Origin of the sequence: Microbacterium sp. USTB-Y (genome assembly GCF_023703415.1) — a bacterium.
GTDB lineage: Bacteria > Actinomycetota > Actinomycetes > Actinomycetales > Microbacteriaceae > Microbacterium.
Genome location: NZ_JAGMTU010000001.1, coordinates 35,639 through 52,384 on the forward strand (window position 1 = coordinate 35,639; position 16,746 = coordinate 52,384).

General features: G+C 70.4%; 17 protein-coding genes. 7 read left to right on the forward strand and 10 right to left on the reverse strand.

The window, feature by feature from the left end; genetic code table 11:
• The first annotated feature begins 62 nt into the window (after positions 1–62).
• The 7 genes from J8G10_RS00155 to J8G10_RS00185 all read left to right on the forward strand — a co-directional run bounded on the left by J8G10_RS00155 (position 63) and on the right by J8G10_RS00185 (position 7,241).
• On the forward strand, positions 63–1,673 hold the full coding sequence (locus J8G10_RS00155; RefSeq protein ID WP_251438452.1) for a PTS mannitol transporter subunit IICB: 1,611 nt from the start codon (positions 63–65) through the stop codon (positions 1,671–1,673).
• 24 nt (positions 1,674–1,697) lie between these two features.
• Positions 1,698–2,129 carry a PTS sugar transporter subunit IIA gene (locus J8G10_RS00160; protein ID WP_251438453.1) on the forward strand — a complete coding sequence of 144 codons (432 nt, stop codon included), beginning with the start codon at positions 1,698–1,700 and terminating at the stop codon, positions 2,127–2,129.
• A complete protein-coding gene (locus J8G10_RS00165; protein WP_251438454.1) occupies positions 2,129–3,280 on the forward strand; it encodes a mannitol-1-phosphate 5-dehydrogenase in 1,152 nt (383 codons plus the stop codon). The genes J8G10_RS00160 and J8G10_RS00165 overlap by 1 nt, the downstream gene beginning before the upstream one ends.
• 50 nt (positions 3,281–3,330) lie before the next feature.
• Positions 3,331–3,918 (forward strand): GNAT family N-acetyltransferase, encoded by a 588-nt coding sequence (locus J8G10_RS00170; protein ID WP_251438455.1) that lies wholly within the window; start codon positions 3,331–3,333, stop codon positions 3,916–3,918.
• 97 nt (positions 3,919–4,015) lie between these two features.
• A complete protein-coding gene (locus tag J8G10_RS00175) occupies positions 4,016–5,341 on the forward strand; it encodes an NAD(P)/FAD-dependent oxidoreductase (RefSeq protein WP_251438456.1) in 1,326 nt (441 codons plus the stop codon).
• On the forward strand, positions 5,338–6,291 hold the full coding sequence (locus tag J8G10_RS00180) for a bile acid:sodium symporter family protein (RefSeq protein WP_251438457.1): 954 nt from the start codon (positions 5,338–5,340) through the stop codon (positions 6,289–6,291). The genes J8G10_RS00175 and J8G10_RS00180 overlap by 4 nt, the downstream gene beginning before the upstream one ends.
• The gene (locus tag J8G10_RS00185) at positions 6,288–7,241 is read left to right on the forward strand and encodes an SDR family oxidoreductase (protein ID WP_251438458.1); all 954 of its coding nucleotides are present in this window, start codon (positions 6,288–6,290) and stop codon (positions 7,239–7,241) included. The genes J8G10_RS00180 and J8G10_RS00185 overlap by 4 nt, the downstream gene beginning before the upstream one ends.
• 15 nt (positions 7,242–7,256) lie before the next feature.
• On the opposite strand, the gene J8G10_RS00190 is transcribed toward J8G10_RS00185, so the two are convergent.
• From J8G10_RS00190 to J8G10_RS00235, 10 genes are all read right to left on the reverse strand, one after another.
• Positions 7,257–7,694, reverse strand: coding sequence for a VOC family protein (locus J8G10_RS00190; RefSeq protein WP_251438459.1), 438 nt, complete (start codon positions 7,692–7,694; stop codon positions 7,257–7,259).
• Between the two features lie 49 nt (positions 7,695–7,743).
• Positions 7,744–8,064 (reverse strand): multidrug efflux SMR transporter, encoded by a 321-nt coding sequence (locus tag J8G10_RS00195; RefSeq protein ID WP_251438460.1) that lies wholly within the window; start codon positions 8,062–8,064, stop codon positions 7,744–7,746.
• Positions 8,061–8,447: a multidrug efflux SMR transporter gene (locus tag J8G10_RS00200; RefSeq protein ID WP_251438461.1), complete on the reverse strand. Its 387-nt coding sequence runs from the start codon at positions 8,445–8,447 to the stop codon at positions 8,061–8,063. The genes J8G10_RS00195 and J8G10_RS00200 overlap by 4 nt, the downstream gene beginning before the upstream one ends.
• A gap of 38 nt (positions 8,448–8,485) precedes the next feature.
• Positions 8,486–9,601, reverse strand: a complete 1,116-nt coding sequence (locus J8G10_RS00205; protein WP_251438462.1) for an adenosine deaminase — start codon at positions 9,599–9,601, stop codon at positions 8,486–8,488.
• Between the two features lie 98 nt (positions 9,602–9,699).
• The gene (locus tag J8G10_RS00210) at positions 9,700–10,992 is read right to left on the reverse strand and encodes a thymidine phosphorylase (protein WP_251438463.1); all 1,293 of its coding nucleotides are present in this window, start codon (positions 10,990–10,992) and stop codon (positions 9,700–9,702) included.
• Positions 10,989–11,384, reverse strand: a complete 396-nt coding sequence (locus tag J8G10_RS00215; RefSeq protein ID WP_251438464.1) for a cytidine deaminase — start codon at positions 11,382–11,384, stop codon at positions 10,989–10,991. The genes J8G10_RS00210 and J8G10_RS00215 overlap by 4 nt, the downstream gene beginning before the upstream one ends.
• 10 nt (positions 11,385–11,394) lie before the next feature.
• Positions 11,395–12,681 (reverse strand): ABC transporter permease, encoded by a 1,287-nt coding sequence (locus J8G10_RS00220; RefSeq protein WP_251438465.1) that lies wholly within the window; start codon positions 12,679–12,681, stop codon positions 11,395–11,397.
• Positions 12,678–13,985, reverse strand: coding sequence for an ABC transporter permease (locus J8G10_RS00225; protein ID WP_374208742.1), 1,308 nt, complete (start codon positions 13,983–13,985; stop codon positions 12,678–12,680). Before J8G10_RS00225 ends, J8G10_RS00220 begins: the two co-directional genes overlap by 4 nt.
• A complete protein-coding gene (locus tag J8G10_RS00230) occupies positions 13,982–15,496 on the reverse strand; it encodes an ABC transporter ATP-binding protein (protein ID WP_251438466.1) in 1,515 nt (504 codons plus the stop codon). Before J8G10_RS00230 ends, J8G10_RS00225 begins: the two co-directional genes overlap by 4 nt.
• A 115-nt stretch (positions 15,497–15,611) precedes the next feature.
• Positions 15,612–16,730 carry a BMP family ABC transporter substrate-binding protein gene (locus J8G10_RS00235; protein ID WP_251438467.1) on the reverse strand — a complete coding sequence of 373 codons (1,119 nt, stop codon included), beginning with the start codon at positions 16,728–16,730 and terminating at the stop codon, positions 15,612–15,614.
• Positions 16,731–16,746 lie beyond the last annotated feature (16 nt).

Here is a 16,746-nt window from a genome sequence, read left to right on the forward strand (position 1 = left end):
CCGCACCCGAAAGAGCCGCCCCGGCGGCCGCACCGCACACCGAAAATCAGGAGAGAACCACCATGACGACGACGTCAGCAACCCCCTCCGGGGTGAACAGGGCCCGAGTCGGGGTCCAGCGCTTCGGAACCTTCCTCTCGGGCATGATCATGCCCAACATCGCCGCCTTCATCGCCTGGGGCTTCATCACGATGCTCTTCATCGCGGTGGGCTGGCTCGGCCAGTGGCATCCGGTCGCCGACCTGCTCGGCGGCTTCGGCAACGCCGACGCGGTCGGCTGGCAGGGCGCGATGACCGCGCTCGCGAAGGCCCCGGACGGCACCACCTTCCTGCAGTACGTCGGCCTCGTAGGGCCCATGGTGACGTACCTGCTCCCGCTGCTCATCGCCAACACCGGCGGTCGCATGGTGTACGGCGAGCGCGGTGGCGTGGTCGCCAGCATCGCGACGATGGGCGTCATCGTGGGCACCGACATCCCGATGTTCCTGGGCGCGATGATCATGGGCCCGCTCGCGGGTCTGCTCACCAAGTGGATGGACCGGATCTGGGACGGGAAGATCAGGCCCGGCTTCGAGATGCTCGTGAACAACTTCTCGGCCGGCATCCTCGGCATGCTGCTCGCGATCGTCGGATTCTTCGGATTCGGCCCCGTGATGCTCGGGATCAGCGCCGTGCTCGGCACCGTGGTCGCCTGGCTCGTGTCGATCCACCTGCTCCCCATCGTCTCCATCATCGTCGAGCCGGCCAAGGTGCTCTTCCTGAACAACGCGATCAACCACGGCGTGTTCACCCCGCTCGGCATCGAGCAGGCGACGAACGTCGGCAAGTCGATCCTGTTCCTCATCGAGGCGAACCCCGGACCCGGTCTCGGCCTGCTGCTCGCCTTCACCTTCTTCGGCATCGGCGAGGCGAAGGCCTCCGCGCCGGGAGCCATCATCATCCACTTCTTCGGCGGCATCCACGAGATCTACTTCCCCTACGCCCTGAGCAAGCCGATGACGGTCCTCGCTCTCATCGCGGGCGGCGCGACCGGCGTCACGACGAACATGATCCTCGGCGGGGGCCTGGCCTTCCCGGCCGCGCCCGGCAGCATCATCGCCGTCACCGCCGCCGCCCTCAGCCCCGCGGCCGGAGGCATCGGCAACCTGCTGATCGTGTACCTGTCCGTGCTGCTCGCCGCGACCGTCACGTTCCTCATCGCCGGTGTGATCCTGCGCGCCTCGCGCAAGCGCGACCTCGCCGCCGAGGCCGACACGTTCGGCGCGGCGATCGCGCAGACCGAGGCCAACAAGGGCAAGTCCTCCGCCGCGATGGACGCGCTGCGCGCGTCGACCGCCGGCGCCGCCTCCGCCGCGGCGCCCGTCGCGACCGACCGGCGCATCTCGCGCATCGTCTTCGCGTGCGACGCCGGGATGGGCTCCTCCGCGATGGGGGCGAGCGTGCTGCGGAACAAGATCAAGAAGGCCGGCGTCGAGGGGATCGAGGTCACCAACCGCGCGATCGCGAACCTCGACGGCACGGAGGACCTGATCGTCACGCAGCAGCAGCTCACCGACCGCGCGAAGGCGCGCAACGGCGACGCGATCCACGTGTCGGTGGACAACTTCATGAACGCCCCCCAGTACGACGAGGTCGTCGAGATGGTCCGCCGTCAGAGCGACGGCGACGCCTGAGCCGAACCACGAGAGGAATCCGAGATGAGCATCCTGACCCCGGACCGCGTCCGCATCCATGCCGGCTCCGTCACGCAGGACGAGGCGCTGCAGGAGGCGGCGGGCCTCCTCGTCGAGGCCGGCGCGGTGACCCCCGCCTACCTCGACGCGATGCGCCGGCGCGAGCAGACCGTGTCCACCTTCATGGGCAACGGCCTGGCGATCCCGCACGGCACGAACGAGGCGAAGGACGAGATCCTCGCCTCCGCCCTGTGCGTGATCCGCTACGACGGCGGCGTCGACTGGGCGGGCGACCCCGTCACGTTCGTGATCGGCATCGCCGGCAGGGGCGACGAGCACCTGGAGATCCTGTCGCAGATCGCGATCACGTTCTCCGAGGAGGACGACGTCGCCCGCCTCTCCGCCGCGGCCACCGCGGAGGAGCTGTACGCGCTGCTCTCGGCGGTGAACGACTGATGCCCATCGCGGTGCACTTCGGCGCGGGCAACATCGGACGCGGGTTCGTCGGCCTCCTGCTGCACGAGGCCGGCTACGACCTGGTGTTCTCCGATGTCGCCTCCGACCTCGTCGACGCCATCAACGCGGCGCCGGAGTACACCGTGCACGAGGCGGGGCCCGGCGGCCGCGAGCACGTGGTGACGGGATTCCGGGCGGTCGACAGCCGCCGCGACCCCGAGGCGGCGGCCGATGCGGTCGCCTCGGCCGCCGTCGTCACCACGGCGGTCGGGCCGACCGTGCTCCGTTTCGTGGCTCCCGTGATCGTCGCGGGCCTCGAGCGCCGCGATCCGGACGCGCCCCCCGTCGCGATCATGGCGTGCGAGAACGCGATCGGCGCGACCGACCTGCTGCGGGACGAGATCGCCGCCGCCGCGGGCGACCGCGCCGCGCAGCTGCTCGCGAGGGCCGTGTTCGCCAACACCGCGGTCGATCGCATCGTCCCCGCGCCGCAGGCCTCCGCGGGCATCGACGTGACCGTGGAGCCGTACTGCGAGTGGGTGATCGAGGCCGCCCCGTTCGGAGGCACTCCCCCGCGGATCCCGGGTGCCCGTTTCGTCGATGCGCTGGCGCCGTACATCGAGCGCAAGCTGTTCACGGTCAACACGGGTCACGCCGCCGCCGCCTACCTCGGCGCCGCGGCGGGGCACGCGACGATCGCGGAGTCGCTCGACGACCCGGCCATCGAGGCCGCGGTGAGCGCCGCCCTCGCCGAGACCGCTGCGGTGCTGGTCGTACGCCACGGCCTGGATCCGCAGGACCTCGCCGACTACCGCGCGAAGATCCTCGACCGGTTCCGCAACCCCGCGCTGCCCGACACCGTGCAGCGCGTGGGACGGCAGCCGCTGCGCAAGCTGTCGCGCCACGAGCGCTTCGTAGAACCCGCCGCGGAGGCCGCCGAGAGGGGACTCGGCACCGCCGCGCTGGTGGGGGCGATGGGCGCCGCGCTGGCGTTCGCGGATCCGGCCGATGAGGAGGCCGTGCGGTTGCAGGGGATGCTGCGCACGCTCTCCGCGGCGGAGCTGGTCACCGAGGTCACCGGCCTCGACCCGGACCACCCGCTGTTCCCGGCCGTGCGCGAGGCCGTCACGGCCCGCCAGGCCGCGCTCTGAGCCCCGTCGAGCGTATCGGGACGCCCCACGCGTCCCGATACGCTCGGTTCATGGACTTCCTCGCCCCCGTCACCCTCGAGAACGACTTCGTGCGGCTGGAACCGCTCGCGCCCGAGCACGCCGAGGATCTCGCCGCCGCGACCGCCGGCCTCGAAGACCGCTGGTACACGTCGGTGCCCGCGGCCGCGGGGGTTCCCGCCGAGATCGCGCGGCGGCGGGGGCTGCATGCCGAGGGATCCATGAACCCCTTCGCCGTCGTCCGTCTCGACACGGGGCGCGCGGTGGGGATGACGACGTTCTGCGACATCGACCAGCCCAACCGCACCGTCGAGATCGGCTACACCTGGCTGTCGCCCGAGGTGCACGGGACCGCGGTGAACCCGTCCGCCAAGCGGCTCCTGCTCGCCCACGCCTTCGAGACGTGCGACGCGATCCGCGTGCAGTTCTGCACGCACTTTCACAACCGGCAGTCCCGTGCCGCGATCGAACGGCTCGGCGCACGGCTCGACGGGATCCTGCGCAACGATCGCATCGGCGCCGACGGCGCCTACCGCGACACCGTCGTGTACTCGATCCTCCCGCACGAGTGGCCCGCGGTCCGCAACGGCCTGGACGCACGCCTCGACCGCCGCCGCTGACGTGCGCCCCTGCGTGGCCCTCGCCGCCGCCCGTGCCTGCGGATAGGATCGGGGCACCGCGCGCGGCGAGCCCCGACCGCGATCTGATGAGGAGAGCATGACGACGAGGTCATTTGCCGTGATCGGCGCGGGCCCCTCCGGTCTCGCCGTCATGCGCGCACTGCAGAAGGCCCGTGTCGAGGCCACCGGGTACGAGGCCTCGCACGAGGTCGGCGGGCTCTGGGACATCACGAACCCGCGCAGCACGATGTACGCGTCCGCCCACCTCATCTCGTCCCGCACCACCACCGAGTTCGCCGAGTTCCCGATGGACAGCGACGTGGATTATCCCGGGCACCGCGTGCTCAAGCGCTACTTCGACGACTACGCCGACGCCTTCGGGCTGCGCGAGCGGTTCCGCTTCGGCACCCGCGTGGATCGCCTGGAGCCCGACGGCGAGGGCTGGATCCTGCGCGCGACCGCACGCGGCGCGGACGGGACCGAGACCTCCGTCGAGGAGCGCTACGACGGCGTCATCCTCGCGAACGGCACGCTCGCGGAGCCGAACGTGCCGACGTTCCCCGGCGACTTCGACGGGGAGATCCTGCACACCAGCGCGTACAAGGATCCGGCGCAGCTCGCGGGCCGGCGGGTGCTCATCATCGGCGCGGGCAACTCGGGCTGCGACATCGCCGTCGACGCCGTCCACCACGCCGCGAGCATCGAGATGAGCGTGCGCCGCGGCTACTACTTCGTGCCGCGCTACCTGTTCGGCCGGCCCAGCGACACCCTGAACCAGGGCCGCCCGCTGCCCGCCAGGATCAAGCAGGCGATCGACTCGCGGGTGCTGCGGGCGTTCACCGGCGACCCGGTGCGGTTCGGCTTCCCGAAGCCCGACTACCGCATCTACGAGGCGCACCCGATCGTCAACACGCTCGTGCTCAACCACCTCGGCCAGGGCGACCTGCGCATCCGCGCGGACGTCGATCGCTTCGACGGACCGGGCGTGCGGTTCCGTGATGGATCCCGCGGCGACTACGACCTGATCCTGCTCGCCACCGGCTACACGCTCGACTACCCCTTCGTCGACCGCGAGCATCTGAACTGGACCGGCTCGTCGCCGCGACTCTTCCTGAACGTCTTCCCGCCGTCCTTCAACGGCCTGTACATGATGGGGATGATCGAGGCGAGCGGCATCGGCTGGCAGGGCCGCTACGAGCAGGCCGAGCTGATCGCGGCGTATCTCGCGGCGCAGGAGGCGGAGCCCGCGCGCGCGAGACGGTTCCGCGAGCGCGTCTCCCGGCAGTCCTGGCCCGACCTCACCGGCGGGTACCGCTACCTCGGTCTCGCCCGCATGTCGTACTACGTCAACAAGGACGCGTACCGGCGTGCGGTGCGGCTCGAGAAGGAGGGCATCGCGGCGCCCGTGAGCGGAGCCTCATGAACGTCGACGACGTCGTCGTGCACTTCGCGCCGGGGATGCTCACGATCCTCAACGCCGTGCTGGGCCTCATCATGCTCGGGATCGCCCTGGACACCGCGCCGAAGGACTTCCGCGTCGTCCTGACGCACCCCAAGCCCTTCGTCGTCGCGATCCTCGCGCAGGTGCTCGTGCTGCCCGCGGTCACGTTCGGGCTGACCCTGATCCTGCCGGTGACGCCGTCGATGGCCCTCGGCATGATCCTCGTGGCCTGCTGCCCGCCCGGCAACATCTCGCAGGTGCTCACGCACCGTGCCGGGGGCAACACCGCGCTCTCGGTGTCGATGACGGCGGTGGGCAACCTCCTCTACATCGTCGTGATGCCGCTGAGCATCGCCTTCTGGGGCTCGGTGCATCCCACCGCGCACCGGCTGCTGCACGCCGTCGCGCTCAACCCGTGGCAGATGCTCTGGGAGATCCTGCTCATCATCGGCCTGCCGTTCGCCGTCGGCCTGCTGCTGCGCGCCCGGCTGCCGCGTCTCGCCGCCCGCGTGCAGCCGTTCGTGCGCTGGTTCAGCCTGCTCGCCCTCGTCGGCTTCATCGTGGGCGCACTCGCCGGCAACTGGGCGGTGTTCGTCAGCGTCATCGGATCGGTCCTGCTCGTCGTGGCGATCCACGACGCGGTCGCCCTCGCGATCGGGTACGGCACCGCCGTCGTCGGCGGGCTCGGCACCCGCGAGCGCAAGGCGATGACCTTCGAGGTCGGCATCCGCAACGCCGGCCTCGGCCTCGGCCTGGTCTTCACGTTCTTCGGCGGCCTCGGCGGCATGGCCGTCGTCGCGGGCTGGTGGGGCGTGTGGGACATCGTCGCCGGGCTCTGTGTCGCTACGCTCTGGGGCATGCACACCTCGCGCCGCACCGGTTCGCGCACGTCCGACGCCTCCCGTCACGCGCGATCGGGCCAGGCCCGATGAAGCGGGTGCTGGTCACGGGCGGCGCGGGCTTCCTCGGCAGCAGGGTCACCGCTCTGCTGTCGGATCACCCCGACGTCGATGTGGTCCTCTGCGGCGATCTGCGCGAGTCAGACGTTCCCGGCGTGGTGTCGGTGCCCGTGGACGTCACGGATCCGCTCGGCCTGCCCGACGTGCTCCGACGACACCGCATCGACACCGTCGTGCACCTGGCGGCGATCGTCAATCCCGGCCGCGACGTGCAGGGCGAGTTCCGCGTCGATGTGCAGGGCTCCTCCCACGTGCTGGCCGCGTGCGTCGAGGCCGGGGTGCGACGCCTGGTGGTCTCGAGCTCGGGCGCCGCTTACGGGTACCACCCGGACAACCCGGAGTGGATCGTCGAGACGGATCCGTTGCGGGGCAACGACGAGTTCCCGTACTCCCGCCACAAGAGGATGGTCGAGGAGATGCTCGCGGCGGCGCGCAGCACCCACCCCGCCCTCGAGCAGGTGGTCTTCCGGATCGGCACGATCCTCGGCCCCACCGTGCACAACCAGATCACCGCGCTCTGGGACGGCAAGCGGATCCTGCACATCGCCGGATCCGACTCCCCCTTCGTGTTCGTCTGGGTCGACGACGTGGCGGCCGCGATGGTGCGTGCGGCGCTCGGCGAGGGCCCCGCGGGGATCTACAACGTCGCCGGAGACGGCGCCCTGACCGTGCCGGAGATCGCGCGACGGCTGCACAAGCCGCTGCTGACGATCCCGGCGCCGCTGCTGACGATCGCCCTCGCGGTCGGCAGCGCGCTGCGGCTCACGGAGCACGGCCCCGAGAAGGTCCGCTTCCTCCGCTACCGGCCCGTGCTGCGCAACGACCGGCTCAAGGAGCGGTTCGGCTATGTCCCGCGGCTCACCTCGGCGCAGGCGTTCGAGGAGTACCTCCGGACCCATCCGGACGTCGTCGGCTCGGATTGAGCGGACAGGATCGGCTCAGCTGGCGCGCAGGTCCTGGGCGAACATGACGATGATGCCGCTCGGCCCGCGCACGTACGAGAGCTTGTAGACGTCCTCGTAGTTCGCGACGCCGCGCAGCGGGAAGCAGTCGTGACGCGCGGCGATCGCGAGCGCGTCGTCGATGTCGTCGACGGCGAAGGCGACCCGGTGCATGCCGATCTCGTGCGGGAGCGTCGGCGAGGTCTCGATCGCGTCGGGATGGATGTACTCGAAGAGTTCCAGCCTCCCCTGTCCGTCGGGGGTCTGCAGCATCGCGATGCGGGCGTGATTGCCGTCGAGTCCGACCGCGGTGTCCGCCCATTCGCCCGAGACCGTGTCCCGGCCGAGCACCGTGAGCCCGAGGTCCGTGAAGAAGGAGATGGTCGCGTCGAGGTCGCGGACGGCGATGCCCACGTTTTCCATGCGGATGGCCATGTTCGCACTCTACGCCGCCCGTCCCCGGGCGCCCAGCGGCGCGACGGCGTCAGTGCGTCCCGGCCTGCACCAGGATCACGCCGCCGACGATGACGGCGAGCCCGATCGCGGTCATGAGCGAGATGCGGTCGTGGAACAGCACGCGCCCGAGCACCGCGGTGGCGGCGACGCCGAGAGCGGCCCAGACCGCGTAGGCGATGCCGACCGGCATCCCGAGCGCCAGCACGGCTCCCAGCAGCACGTAGGAGGCCAGGTACCCGAGGACGATCGCGGGGATGTGCCGGCGGCGCCGGAAGCCCTCCGAGGCGCGCAGGCTCAGCGTCGCCGTCACCTCCGACGCGATCGCGCCGATCAGCAGCAGCCAGGTCATCCGGCACTCCCCCGCTCGCCCCGGACGTGCCGCGTCCCGAGCTCGGCGAGCAGCACCCCGGCGATGATCACGCCGAGCCCCAGGAGCGAGAGCGGGCTCAGCGCCTCCGCGAACAGCGCCGCCGCCGCGAGCGCGGTGAGCGCAACCCCGATGGCCGACCAGATCCCGTACGCGACGCCCACCGGCATCCCGCGGGTGAGCACGATCCCGAGCAGCCAGAACGACCCGCCGTAGCCGATCACGACCACGCAGAGCCACCACCAGGATCCGCCCGTCGACACCGCGCGCAGGCTCAGCGTCGCGCTGACCTCCAGCACGATGGCGAGCAACAGGGGCGGCCACGCGCCGCGCCGGCGCGTCGCCGCGCCGGAGTCAGCCGGCATCCACGCCGTCCCCGTGCCGCTTCCCGACTGCGGGGGCGTCACTCATCGAAGCCCTCGGCGATCAGCTCGACGAGTTCCTCCCGCTCCTCGACCGGCAGGAACGCGCCGGCCGCAGCGTTGAACTGGAAGGACTCCAGATCCTCGAGGTCGTAGCCGAACGCGTCCACGAGCAGCGCCATCTCGCGCGTCAGCGAGGTGGCGCTCATCGTGCGGTTGTCCACGTTCACGGTCACCGCGAAGCCGAGCTGGTAGAGCAGGTCGAACGGATGGTCGGCGAACTCGGTGCCCCAGGCGGCGATCGCTCCGGTCTGCAGGTTCGACGACGGCGACAGCTCGAGCGGGATCTCCCGGTCGCGCACCCAGCGGGCGAGATCGCCGAAGCGCACCTGCACCTCCTCGCCGTCGCGGTTCACGATCTCCAGGTCCTCCGCGATGCGCACCCCGTGGCCGAGCCGGAGGGCGCGGCCGTCGACGAGGGCGGAGCGGATCGAGTCCGGCCCCGCCGCCTCGCCCGCGTGCACGGTGGCGGGGAACATCTGACGGGCGAGGTAGTCGAAGGTCTCCCGGTAGCGCGACGACGGGAAGCCCGCCTCGGGACCGGCGGTGTCGAAGCCGACCACTCCGCGGTCGCGATGGGCGACGGCGAGCTCGGCGATCTCGCGGACGCGGTCGGTCTGGCGCATCGCCGAGAGCAGCTGCCCGACCCGGATGCTCTTGCCCCGGCCCTCCGCGGCGTCCTCCGCCTCGTCGATGCCGTCCTGCACGGCCTCGACCGCCTGCTGCAGGCTCAGCCCGCCCGTGAGGTGCAGCTCGGGCGCCCAGCGCACCTCGCCGTACACGACGCCGTCGTGCACCAGGTCCTCGACGAATTCGCGCGCGATGCGCCGGAGGTTCTCCGCGCTCTGCATGACCGAGAGGGAGACGTCGAAGGTCTTCAGGTAGTCGACCAGGGATCCGGCCGACGCCTGGGTGCGGAACCACATCGCGAGCCCGGTCGGGTCGGTGTGCGGCAGCTCGATGCCCGCCGCATCGGCGAGCTCGATGATCGTGGCCGGACGCACCCCGCCGTCGAGGTGATCGTGCAGCGAGACCTTGGGGAGGCTCCGGAGGGACAGGCCCTCGACCTCCAGGTCGCCGTTCGCGTCGATGGGCATGACAGATCCTTCCTCAGCGGTCGATCGATGGAATCGTCAGAGATGTTCCGAGAGGAACCGGACACGGGCGCCGCGCGGACGCCGCGCCCGGATTCAGCCTAGGCGGTGATGCGCTCGCGCACGAGGGGCGCGCGCTCGATCCGCGTCGCGCCGATCTCCCATGCCCCGTCCACGGCCTCCAGCGCCCGGTCGAAGCGCGCCGCGTCGTCGGCGGACAGCGTGAACACGGGATCCCCCGCGCGCACGGCGTCGCCGGGCTTCACGTGCAGGTCGATGCCCGCGGCGAACACCACCGCGTCCTCGGCGCGGGCGCGGCCCGCTCCCAGACGCCAGGCGCCGATGCCGAAGGGCAGTGCGTCCATGCGCGTGATGAAGCCGTCGGAGGCCGCCGTGACGGTGTGCGTCTCGCGGGCGACGGGGAGCGCCGCATCCGGGTCGCCGTCCTGCGCGCGGATCATCGCCTTCCACGAGTCCATCGCGCGCCCGTCGTCGAGCGCCTTCTCCACGTCCGCATCCGGCTGGCCGCTGAGCGCCAGCATCTCGCGGGCGAGGGCCAGCGTGAGCTCGCGCACGTCGGCGGGGCCGCCGCCGGCGAGCACCTCGACCGACTCGCGCACCTCGTTCGCGTTCCCGATCGCGAGCCCCAGGGGCACGTTCATGTCGGTGAGCAGGGCGGTCGTGGACACGCCGGAGTCGGTGCCGAGCGCGACCATGGTGCGGGCGAGCTCGCGGGCGCGGTCGATGTCCTGCATGAAGGCACCGGATCCGAACTTCACGTCCAGCACGAGCGCGTCGGTGCCCTCGGCGATCTTCTTCGACATGATGCTCGACGCGATCAGCGGGATCGCCTCGACCGTGCCGGTGACGTCGCGCAGCGCGTAGAGCTTCTTGTCGGCGGGGGCCAGGCCGGAGCCGGCCGCGCAGATCACCGCGCCCACGTCGCCCTGCAGCTGCGCGAACATCTCCTCGTTGCTCAGCGCGGCGCGCCAGCCGGGGATCGACTCGAGCTTGTCGAGGGTGCCGCCGGTGTGGCCGAGACCGCGGCCGCTCAGCTGAGGAACCGCGACGCCGAAGCTCGCGACGAGCGGAGCCAGCGGCAGGGTGATCTTGTCGCCGACCCCGCCGGTGGAGTGCTTGTCGACGGTCCTCTTGCCGAGGGCCGCGAAGCTCATCCGCTCCCCCGATGCGATCATCGCGTCGGTGAGCACGCGGATCTCGTCGCGCTCCATGCCGCGCTGGAAGATCGCCATCGCGAAGGAGGCCATCTGCGGATCCGTGACGTAGCCGCGGGTGTAGGCGTCCACCATCCAGCGCAGCGCCGGCTCGGGGACGACCCCGCCGTCGCGCTTGGCGCGGATCACGTCCACCGCGTCGAACGGTTCCACACTCATCGCACGTTCTCCAGATCCCTCGGCCCGAACGCGTCGGGCAGCACTTCGTCGATCGTCCTGATCCCGGACACGGTCTCCAGCAGCATGCCGGGCGCGGAGTGCTCGAAGAGCAGCTGCCGGCAGCGGCCGCACGGCATGATCGTCTCCCCCTCGCCGTTCACGCAGAGGAAGGCGACCAGGCGCCCGCCGCCGGACATGAAGAGGTCGCCCACCATCGCGCACTCGGCGCACAGCGTCACGCCGTAGGACGCGTTCTCGACGTTGCAGCCGGAAACGATCCGGCCGTCGTCGACGAGCGCGGCGGCGCCGACACGGTAGTGCGAGTACGGCGCATACGCCTTCTGCTGAGCCTCGTCGGCGACGCGACGCAGCTCATCCCAGTCGATGTCCACTCCAGCCCTCCTAGGACTTGATGTAGGGCTTGCCGTCGGCCGCCGGCGCCTTGATCTGTCCGACGAAGCCCACGACCGCGAGGATCGTCACGACGTACGGCAGCATCAGCATGAACTCGCCGGGGATCGGCGTGCGCAGCACGACGAGCAGGTTCTGCAGGTTCGTCGCGAAGCCGAACAGCAGGGCGGCGAGCGCCGCGCGCACCGGGTCCCAGCGCCCGAAGATCACCGCGGCCAGCGCGATGAAGCCGAGGCCCGCCGTCATGTCCTTGGTGAACTGCGGCACCGAGACCAGCGTGAAGTAGGCGCCGCCGATGCCGGCGATCGCGCCCGCGAGCTGCAGGTTCCAGAACCGCGTCGGGTTGACCTTGATGCCGACCGTGTCGGCGGCGTGCGGGTGCTCGCCGACGGCGCGGACGCGGAGTCCCCAGCGGGTGCGGTACATCGCCCAGGCGACGAGCGCGACCACCACGTACATCAGGTAGACGAGGAAGGTCTGGTTGAACAGCGCCGGGCCGATCACCGGGATGTCCCCGAGGATCGGGATCTTGATGAGCGTGAACCGGGTGGGGCTGTTCAGGGCCTGGGCGTTCGGGGCGAGCACGCCCTGGTACAGGAAGCCGGTCAGGCCCGAGGCGAACACGTTCAGCACGACGCCGACGATGACCTGGTCGACCAGGTACTTGATCGCGAAGGCGCCGAGCACGAGCGAGATGAGGATGCCTCCGAACATCGCGCCGATCAGGCCCACGAACGGGTTGTGCGTGAGGGATCCGAGGATCGTCGCGGTGAACGCGCCGAGCAGGAACTGGCCCTCGATCGCGACGTTGACGACGCCGGCGCGCTCCCCGATGACGCCGGCGAGGGCGCCGAACACGAGAGGGACCGCGAGCGAGATCGATCCGCCGAGCAAGCCCGTCAGCGTGATCGCCCCGGCGGCTCCGGCGCCGGCCCAGGTGAGGAACGCGGTCATCGCGAGCACCGCGTACACGATCGGCAGCCACAGCGGGATCCGGCGGTACTGCAGGGCGACGAGCAGCGCCAGAACGCCCAGCGCCGCGGCGAGGGCCCAGGTGACCCAGAGCACGGGACCCGCGGGGATCCCGATGTCGCCCAGATGGATCGCGGCGCTCGCCTCGGAGAGGCGGAACGTCGTGGTCCCGTAACGCGGCGCGAGCAGGAAGAGCAGGCCGAGGAGGACGACGATCGCCAGCAGGGTGATCGGCACCTTCAGCGAGCGGACCTTGACGACGGTCGGCGCCTCGATCGCCGGGGCGGAGGTGAGGGAGGTGCTCATGCTGCCGCCGCCTTCGTGTCGGAGGAATCGGTGTTCTTGCCCGCCCGGCGCGCGATCCGCGCCTTGGAGCGCTGCGAGCGCTCGGAGTCGTCCTTGGGCAGGAAGAAGATGGTGCGGATCAGCGGGGGCGCCGCGATGAACAGCACGATGAGCGACTGCACCACGAGCACGATGTCGACCGGGATCGACTGGAGGGCCTGCATCGGGAACGACCCGGCCTTGAGGGCGCCGAACAGGAGTCCCGCCCAGAACGTGCCCCAGGCGCGGCTGCGACCGAGGAGCGCCACCGTGATGGCCGTGAACCCGATGCCGGCGTCGATGCCGCCGTCGAACCCGCTCGTGATCGTGCTCTGGATCTGGAACATTCCGGCCAGACCCGCGAGACCTCCGGCGAACAGCATCGCGTAGATGTAGACCCGCGGCACGCTGATCCCCGCAGCCCGTGCCGCGCTGGGGTTCTCCCCCACGGCGCGCATCCGGAACCCGAGGCTGGAGCGCTCGACGAGCCACCAGACGAACAGCGTCGCGACGATCACGATCGGGAAGCTCCAGTCGATCAGGTCGAGACCCGGGAGCTTGGGAAGGACGGCGTTCGGCGGCGTCGGCCGCGAGATCGGCTGGATCTGGCCGGGGCGCTGCAGCAGCTGCGGCACCTGCACCATCCACGTCACGAGGTAGAACGCGACGTAGTTGAGCATGATCGTGAGGATGACCTCGTGGGCGCCGGTCCGCGCCTTGAGCAGTCCGACCAGACCGCCCCAGAGCGCACCCGCGGCGATGCCGACGATGAGGGTGAGCGGGATCTGGATGATCGGGGGCAGGTTCAGCTGGAACGTGACCAGCGCCGCCGCCGCGCAGGCGATGAGCATCTGGCCGCGCGCGCCGATGTTGAACAGTCCCACGCGGAAGGCGACGGCGATGCCGAGACCGGCCGCGATGAGGGGGCCGGCGAACCCGATCGTGTTGCCCAGGGGCTTCACCGCGGACCAGAAGTCGGGGGCGCTGAAGTCGATGACGGATCCGTTGAACAGCGCCGCGTAGGCGCCGGAAACGACCGTCCACGCCGCACCCAGGGTGTCGCCGGGGCGCGCGAAGAAGTATCCCGCCGCGGCCTGCACATCGGGACTGGTGGCGGCGATCAGCACGCCACCCACGACGAGGGCCAGCACGATCGCGAGCACGGTGGTGACCGCGCTTCCGCGCAGGATCTCCCGCAGCACCCGGTTCGAGACCGGGATCTCCTGGATGTTGCGGGTCATCGGCGGCTCCGGGGCCGGAGCCTGAGGTTCGGTCGCGGTGCTCATGCGGCTGCCTCCGTCGGGTTCTCGCCGGCCATCATCAGGCCGAGCACGTCGCGGGGGGTGTTCCCCGGGACGATCCCGACGATGCGGCCGCGGTACATGACCGCGATGCGGTCGGCGAGGGCGGTGACCTCGTCCAGCTCGGTCGACACCACGATCACCGGGATCCCGGAGTCGCGCGTCGCGACGATGCGCTTGTGGATGAACTCGATGGATCCGACGTCCACGCCGCGGGTGGGCTGCGACGCGAGCAGCAGCTTGAGGTCGCGGTTGAGCTCGCGCGCGATCACCACCTTCTGCTGGTTTCCACCGGAGAGGGATCCCGCGGCCTGGCCCGGGCCCTGCGTGCGGATGTCGAACTCGGCGATGCGCTCCTTCGCGAACGTGTCGAGCACGCCCCGCAGGATGGTGCCGAACCGGCTGAACGCCGGGTCGTCCGAGCGGTCGAGGATGAGGTTCTCGGCGACCGAGAAGGCGCCGACCAGGCCGTCCTCGTTGCGGTCCTCCGGCACGAAGCCGACGCCCGCGTCGAGCACCTGGTGCACGTTGCGCCCGATCAGCTCGACGCCGTTCAGCGAGATGGAGCCGGTGCTGCGCGCCCCGAGCCCCATGATCGCCTCGGCCAGCTCGGTCTGCCCGTTGCCCTGCACGCCCGCGATCGCGAGCACCTCTCCGGGACGCACCTCGAAGCTGATGTCGTCCACCACGACGACGCCGTCCGGCGCGATGACGCGCAGATCCTTCACGCGCAGGCCGCCCTCGCCGATGGTGGGCGGGCCCTTGTGCACCGTGAGCTCGACCGCGCGGCCGACCATCATCGAGGCGAGCTCGGTGTTGGAGGACTTGGGGTCGGCCTCGCCGACGACCTTGCCGAGACGGATCACCGTGATCTTGTCGGCGATCGCCCGCACCTCCCGCAGCTTGTGCGTGATGAACACGATCGCCGTGCCCTCGTCGCGCAGCTGCTTCATGATCTCCATGAGCTCGTCGGTCTCCTGCGGGGTGAGCACCGCGGTGGGCTCGTCGAACACGAGGACCTTCGCGTCGCGGCTCAGCGCCTTGATGATCTCCACGCGCTGCTGGACGCCGACGGGGAGGTCGCCGACGATCGCGTCGGGGTCGACCTCGAACCCGAACCGCGAGGCGACCTCGCGGACGTGCTCGCGCGCGGCGGCGATGTCGAGCACGCCGAGCGCCTTGGACTGCTCGTGGCCGAGCATCACGTTCTCGGCGACCGTGAACACCGGGATCAGCATGAAGTGCTGGTGCACCATGCCGATGCCGGCGGCCATCGCGTCGCCGGGGCCGCGGAAGTGCTGCGGCACCCCGTCGAGCAGGATCTCGCCCTCATCGGCCTGGTAGAGGCCGTAGAGCACGTTCATCAGGGTCGACTTGCCGGCCCCGTTCTCGCCCAGCAGGGCGTGGATCTCGCCGGGTTCGACGACCACATCGATGTGGTCGTTGGCGACCAGGGATCCGAAGCGTTTGGTGATGCCGCGGAGCTCGAGCTTCATAACTGTTGACCCTATCCGGGAAGGGGTGACTCAAGAAGAAGAGCGCGGGACGCCCTGCCCGTCCGCTGAGCCCTGGGGCTCGGCGGACGGACCGGGACGTCCCGCGTCGAAGGGATTACTTCGGGGAGCTGGGCGAGTCGACCTTGATCTCGCCCTTGACGATCTTCTCCTGCAGCGCCTTCAGCTCGTCCGTCAGGCCCTTCGGGAGCTTGCTCTCGAAGTCGTGGAAGGACGACAGGCCCACGCCGTTGTTCTCCAGCGTGCCGACGTACGGGGTCGCGTCGAACGAGCCCTTGGCCGTCTCGGTCACCGTCGTGTACACGGCGTCGTCGATGCGCTTCATGATCGAGACGAGGATCTGGTCGGCGACCGACGGGTCGGCCACGGCGAGGTCGGAGTCGACGCCGAGCATGACCGTCTTCTTGCCGCTGTCCTTGATCGCCGCGCTCGCGGAGAGGTAGATCGGACCGCCGACGGGGAGGATCGGGTCGACGCCCTGGTCGAGAACCGAGTTCGCGGTCTGCTTGGCGACGTCGTTCGCCTGGAAGGCTCCGGTGAAGGATCCGTCCTGCTTGTCCTTGTCCCAGCCGACGACCGCGACGTTCGCGCCCTTGTCCTCGTTGTACTTCTTGACGCCGTCGACGTAGCCGTCCATGAAGATCGTCACCGGCGGGATCTTCATGCCGCCGAAGGTGCCGACCTTGTTCGCGCCGGACTGCGCCGACCATGCGGCCGCGGCGTAGCCGCCGAGGTACGCGGCCTGAGCCGTGTCGAAGAGCAGGGGCTTGATGTTGGTCGAGGCCGGCTTGCCGGTGTTGTCCGGGTCCGCCATCGAGTCGATGATGCCGAAGTTGAGCTTCGGGTTGGCGATCGCGGCCTTCGCGATCGCGGCGTCGAGCTTGAAGCCGACGCCGATGATCAGCGTGCACTTGCCGCTGATGAGCGACGAGATGTTGTTCTCGTAGTCGTTGTCGGACTTGGACTCGACCGTGATCGGCTTGACGCCGAGGTCCTTGCCCGCCTTCTCGATGCCGTTCTTGGCGGACTCGTTGAAGGACTTGTCGTTGAAGCCGCCGCTGTCGGAGACGAGGCAGGGCTTGAAGTTCGCGTCCGCGGGCTTCGCCCCGCCGCTCGTGCTCGCAGGGGCAGGAGCGGAACCGCAACCTGCCAGGGCGACGATGACACCGGCCGCGACGGTCGCGCCGATCAGCTTCTTGGTGAGGGAGATGGTCACTCGGGCCTCCAGAAAA

Coding starts and splice junctions, on each gene's coding strand:
- J8G10_RS00200 (WP_251438461.1), bottom strand. CDS start 8,447: ATGCCGGCTGACTCCGGCGCGGCGACGCGCCGGCGCGGCGCGTGGCCG.
- J8G10_RS00165 (WP_251438454.1), top strand. CDS start 2,129: ATGCCCATCGCGGTGCACTTCGGCGCGGGCAACATCGGACGCGGGTTC.
- J8G10_RS00155 (WP_251438452.1), top strand. CDS start 63: ATGACGACGACGTCAGCAACCCCCTCCGGGGTGAACAGGGCCCGAGTC.
- J8G10_RS00230 (WP_251438466.1), bottom strand. CDS start 15,496: ATGAAGCTCGAGCTCCGCGGCATCACCAAACGCTTCGGATCCCTGGTC.
- J8G10_RS00190 (WP_251438459.1), bottom strand. CDS start 7,694: ATGGCCATCCGCATGGAAAACGTGGGCATCGCCGTCCGCGACCTCGAC.
- J8G10_RS00160 (WP_251438453.1), top strand. CDS start 1,698: ATGAGCATCCTGACCCCGGACCGCGTCCGCATCCATGCCGGCTCCGTC.
- J8G10_RS00220 (WP_251438465.1), bottom strand. CDS start 12,681: ATGAGCACCTCCCTCACCTCCGCCCCGGCGATCGAGGCGCCGACCGTC.
- J8G10_RS00175 (WP_251438456.1), top strand. CDS start 4,016: ATGACGACGAGGTCATTTGCCGTGATCGGCGCGGGCCCCTCCGGTCTC.
- J8G10_RS00195 (WP_251438460.1), bottom strand. CDS start 8,064: ATGACCTGGCTGCTGCTGATCGGCGCGATCGCGTCGGAGGTGACGGCG.
- J8G10_RS00210 (WP_251438463.1), bottom strand. CDS start 10,992: ATGAGTGTGGAACCGTTCGACGCGGTGGACGTGATCCGCGCCAAGCGC.
- J8G10_RS00185 (WP_251438458.1), top strand. CDS start 6,288: ATGAAGCGGGTGCTGGTCACGGGCGGCGCGGGCTTCCTCGGCAGCAGG.
- J8G10_RS00205 (WP_251438462.1), bottom strand. CDS start 9,601: ATGCCCATCGACGCGAACGGCGACCTGGAGGTCGAGGGCCTGTCCCTC.
- J8G10_RS00180 (WP_251438457.1), top strand. CDS start 5,338: ATGAACGTCGACGACGTCGTCGTGCACTTCGCGCCGGGGATGCTCACG.
- J8G10_RS00225 (WP_374208742.1), bottom strand. CDS start 13,985: ATGAGCACCGCGACCGAACCTCAGGCTCCGGCCCCGGAGCCGCCGATG.
- J8G10_RS00170 (WP_251438455.1), top strand. CDS start 3,331: ATGGACTTCCTCGCCCCCGTCACCCTCGAGAACGACTTCGTGCGGCTG.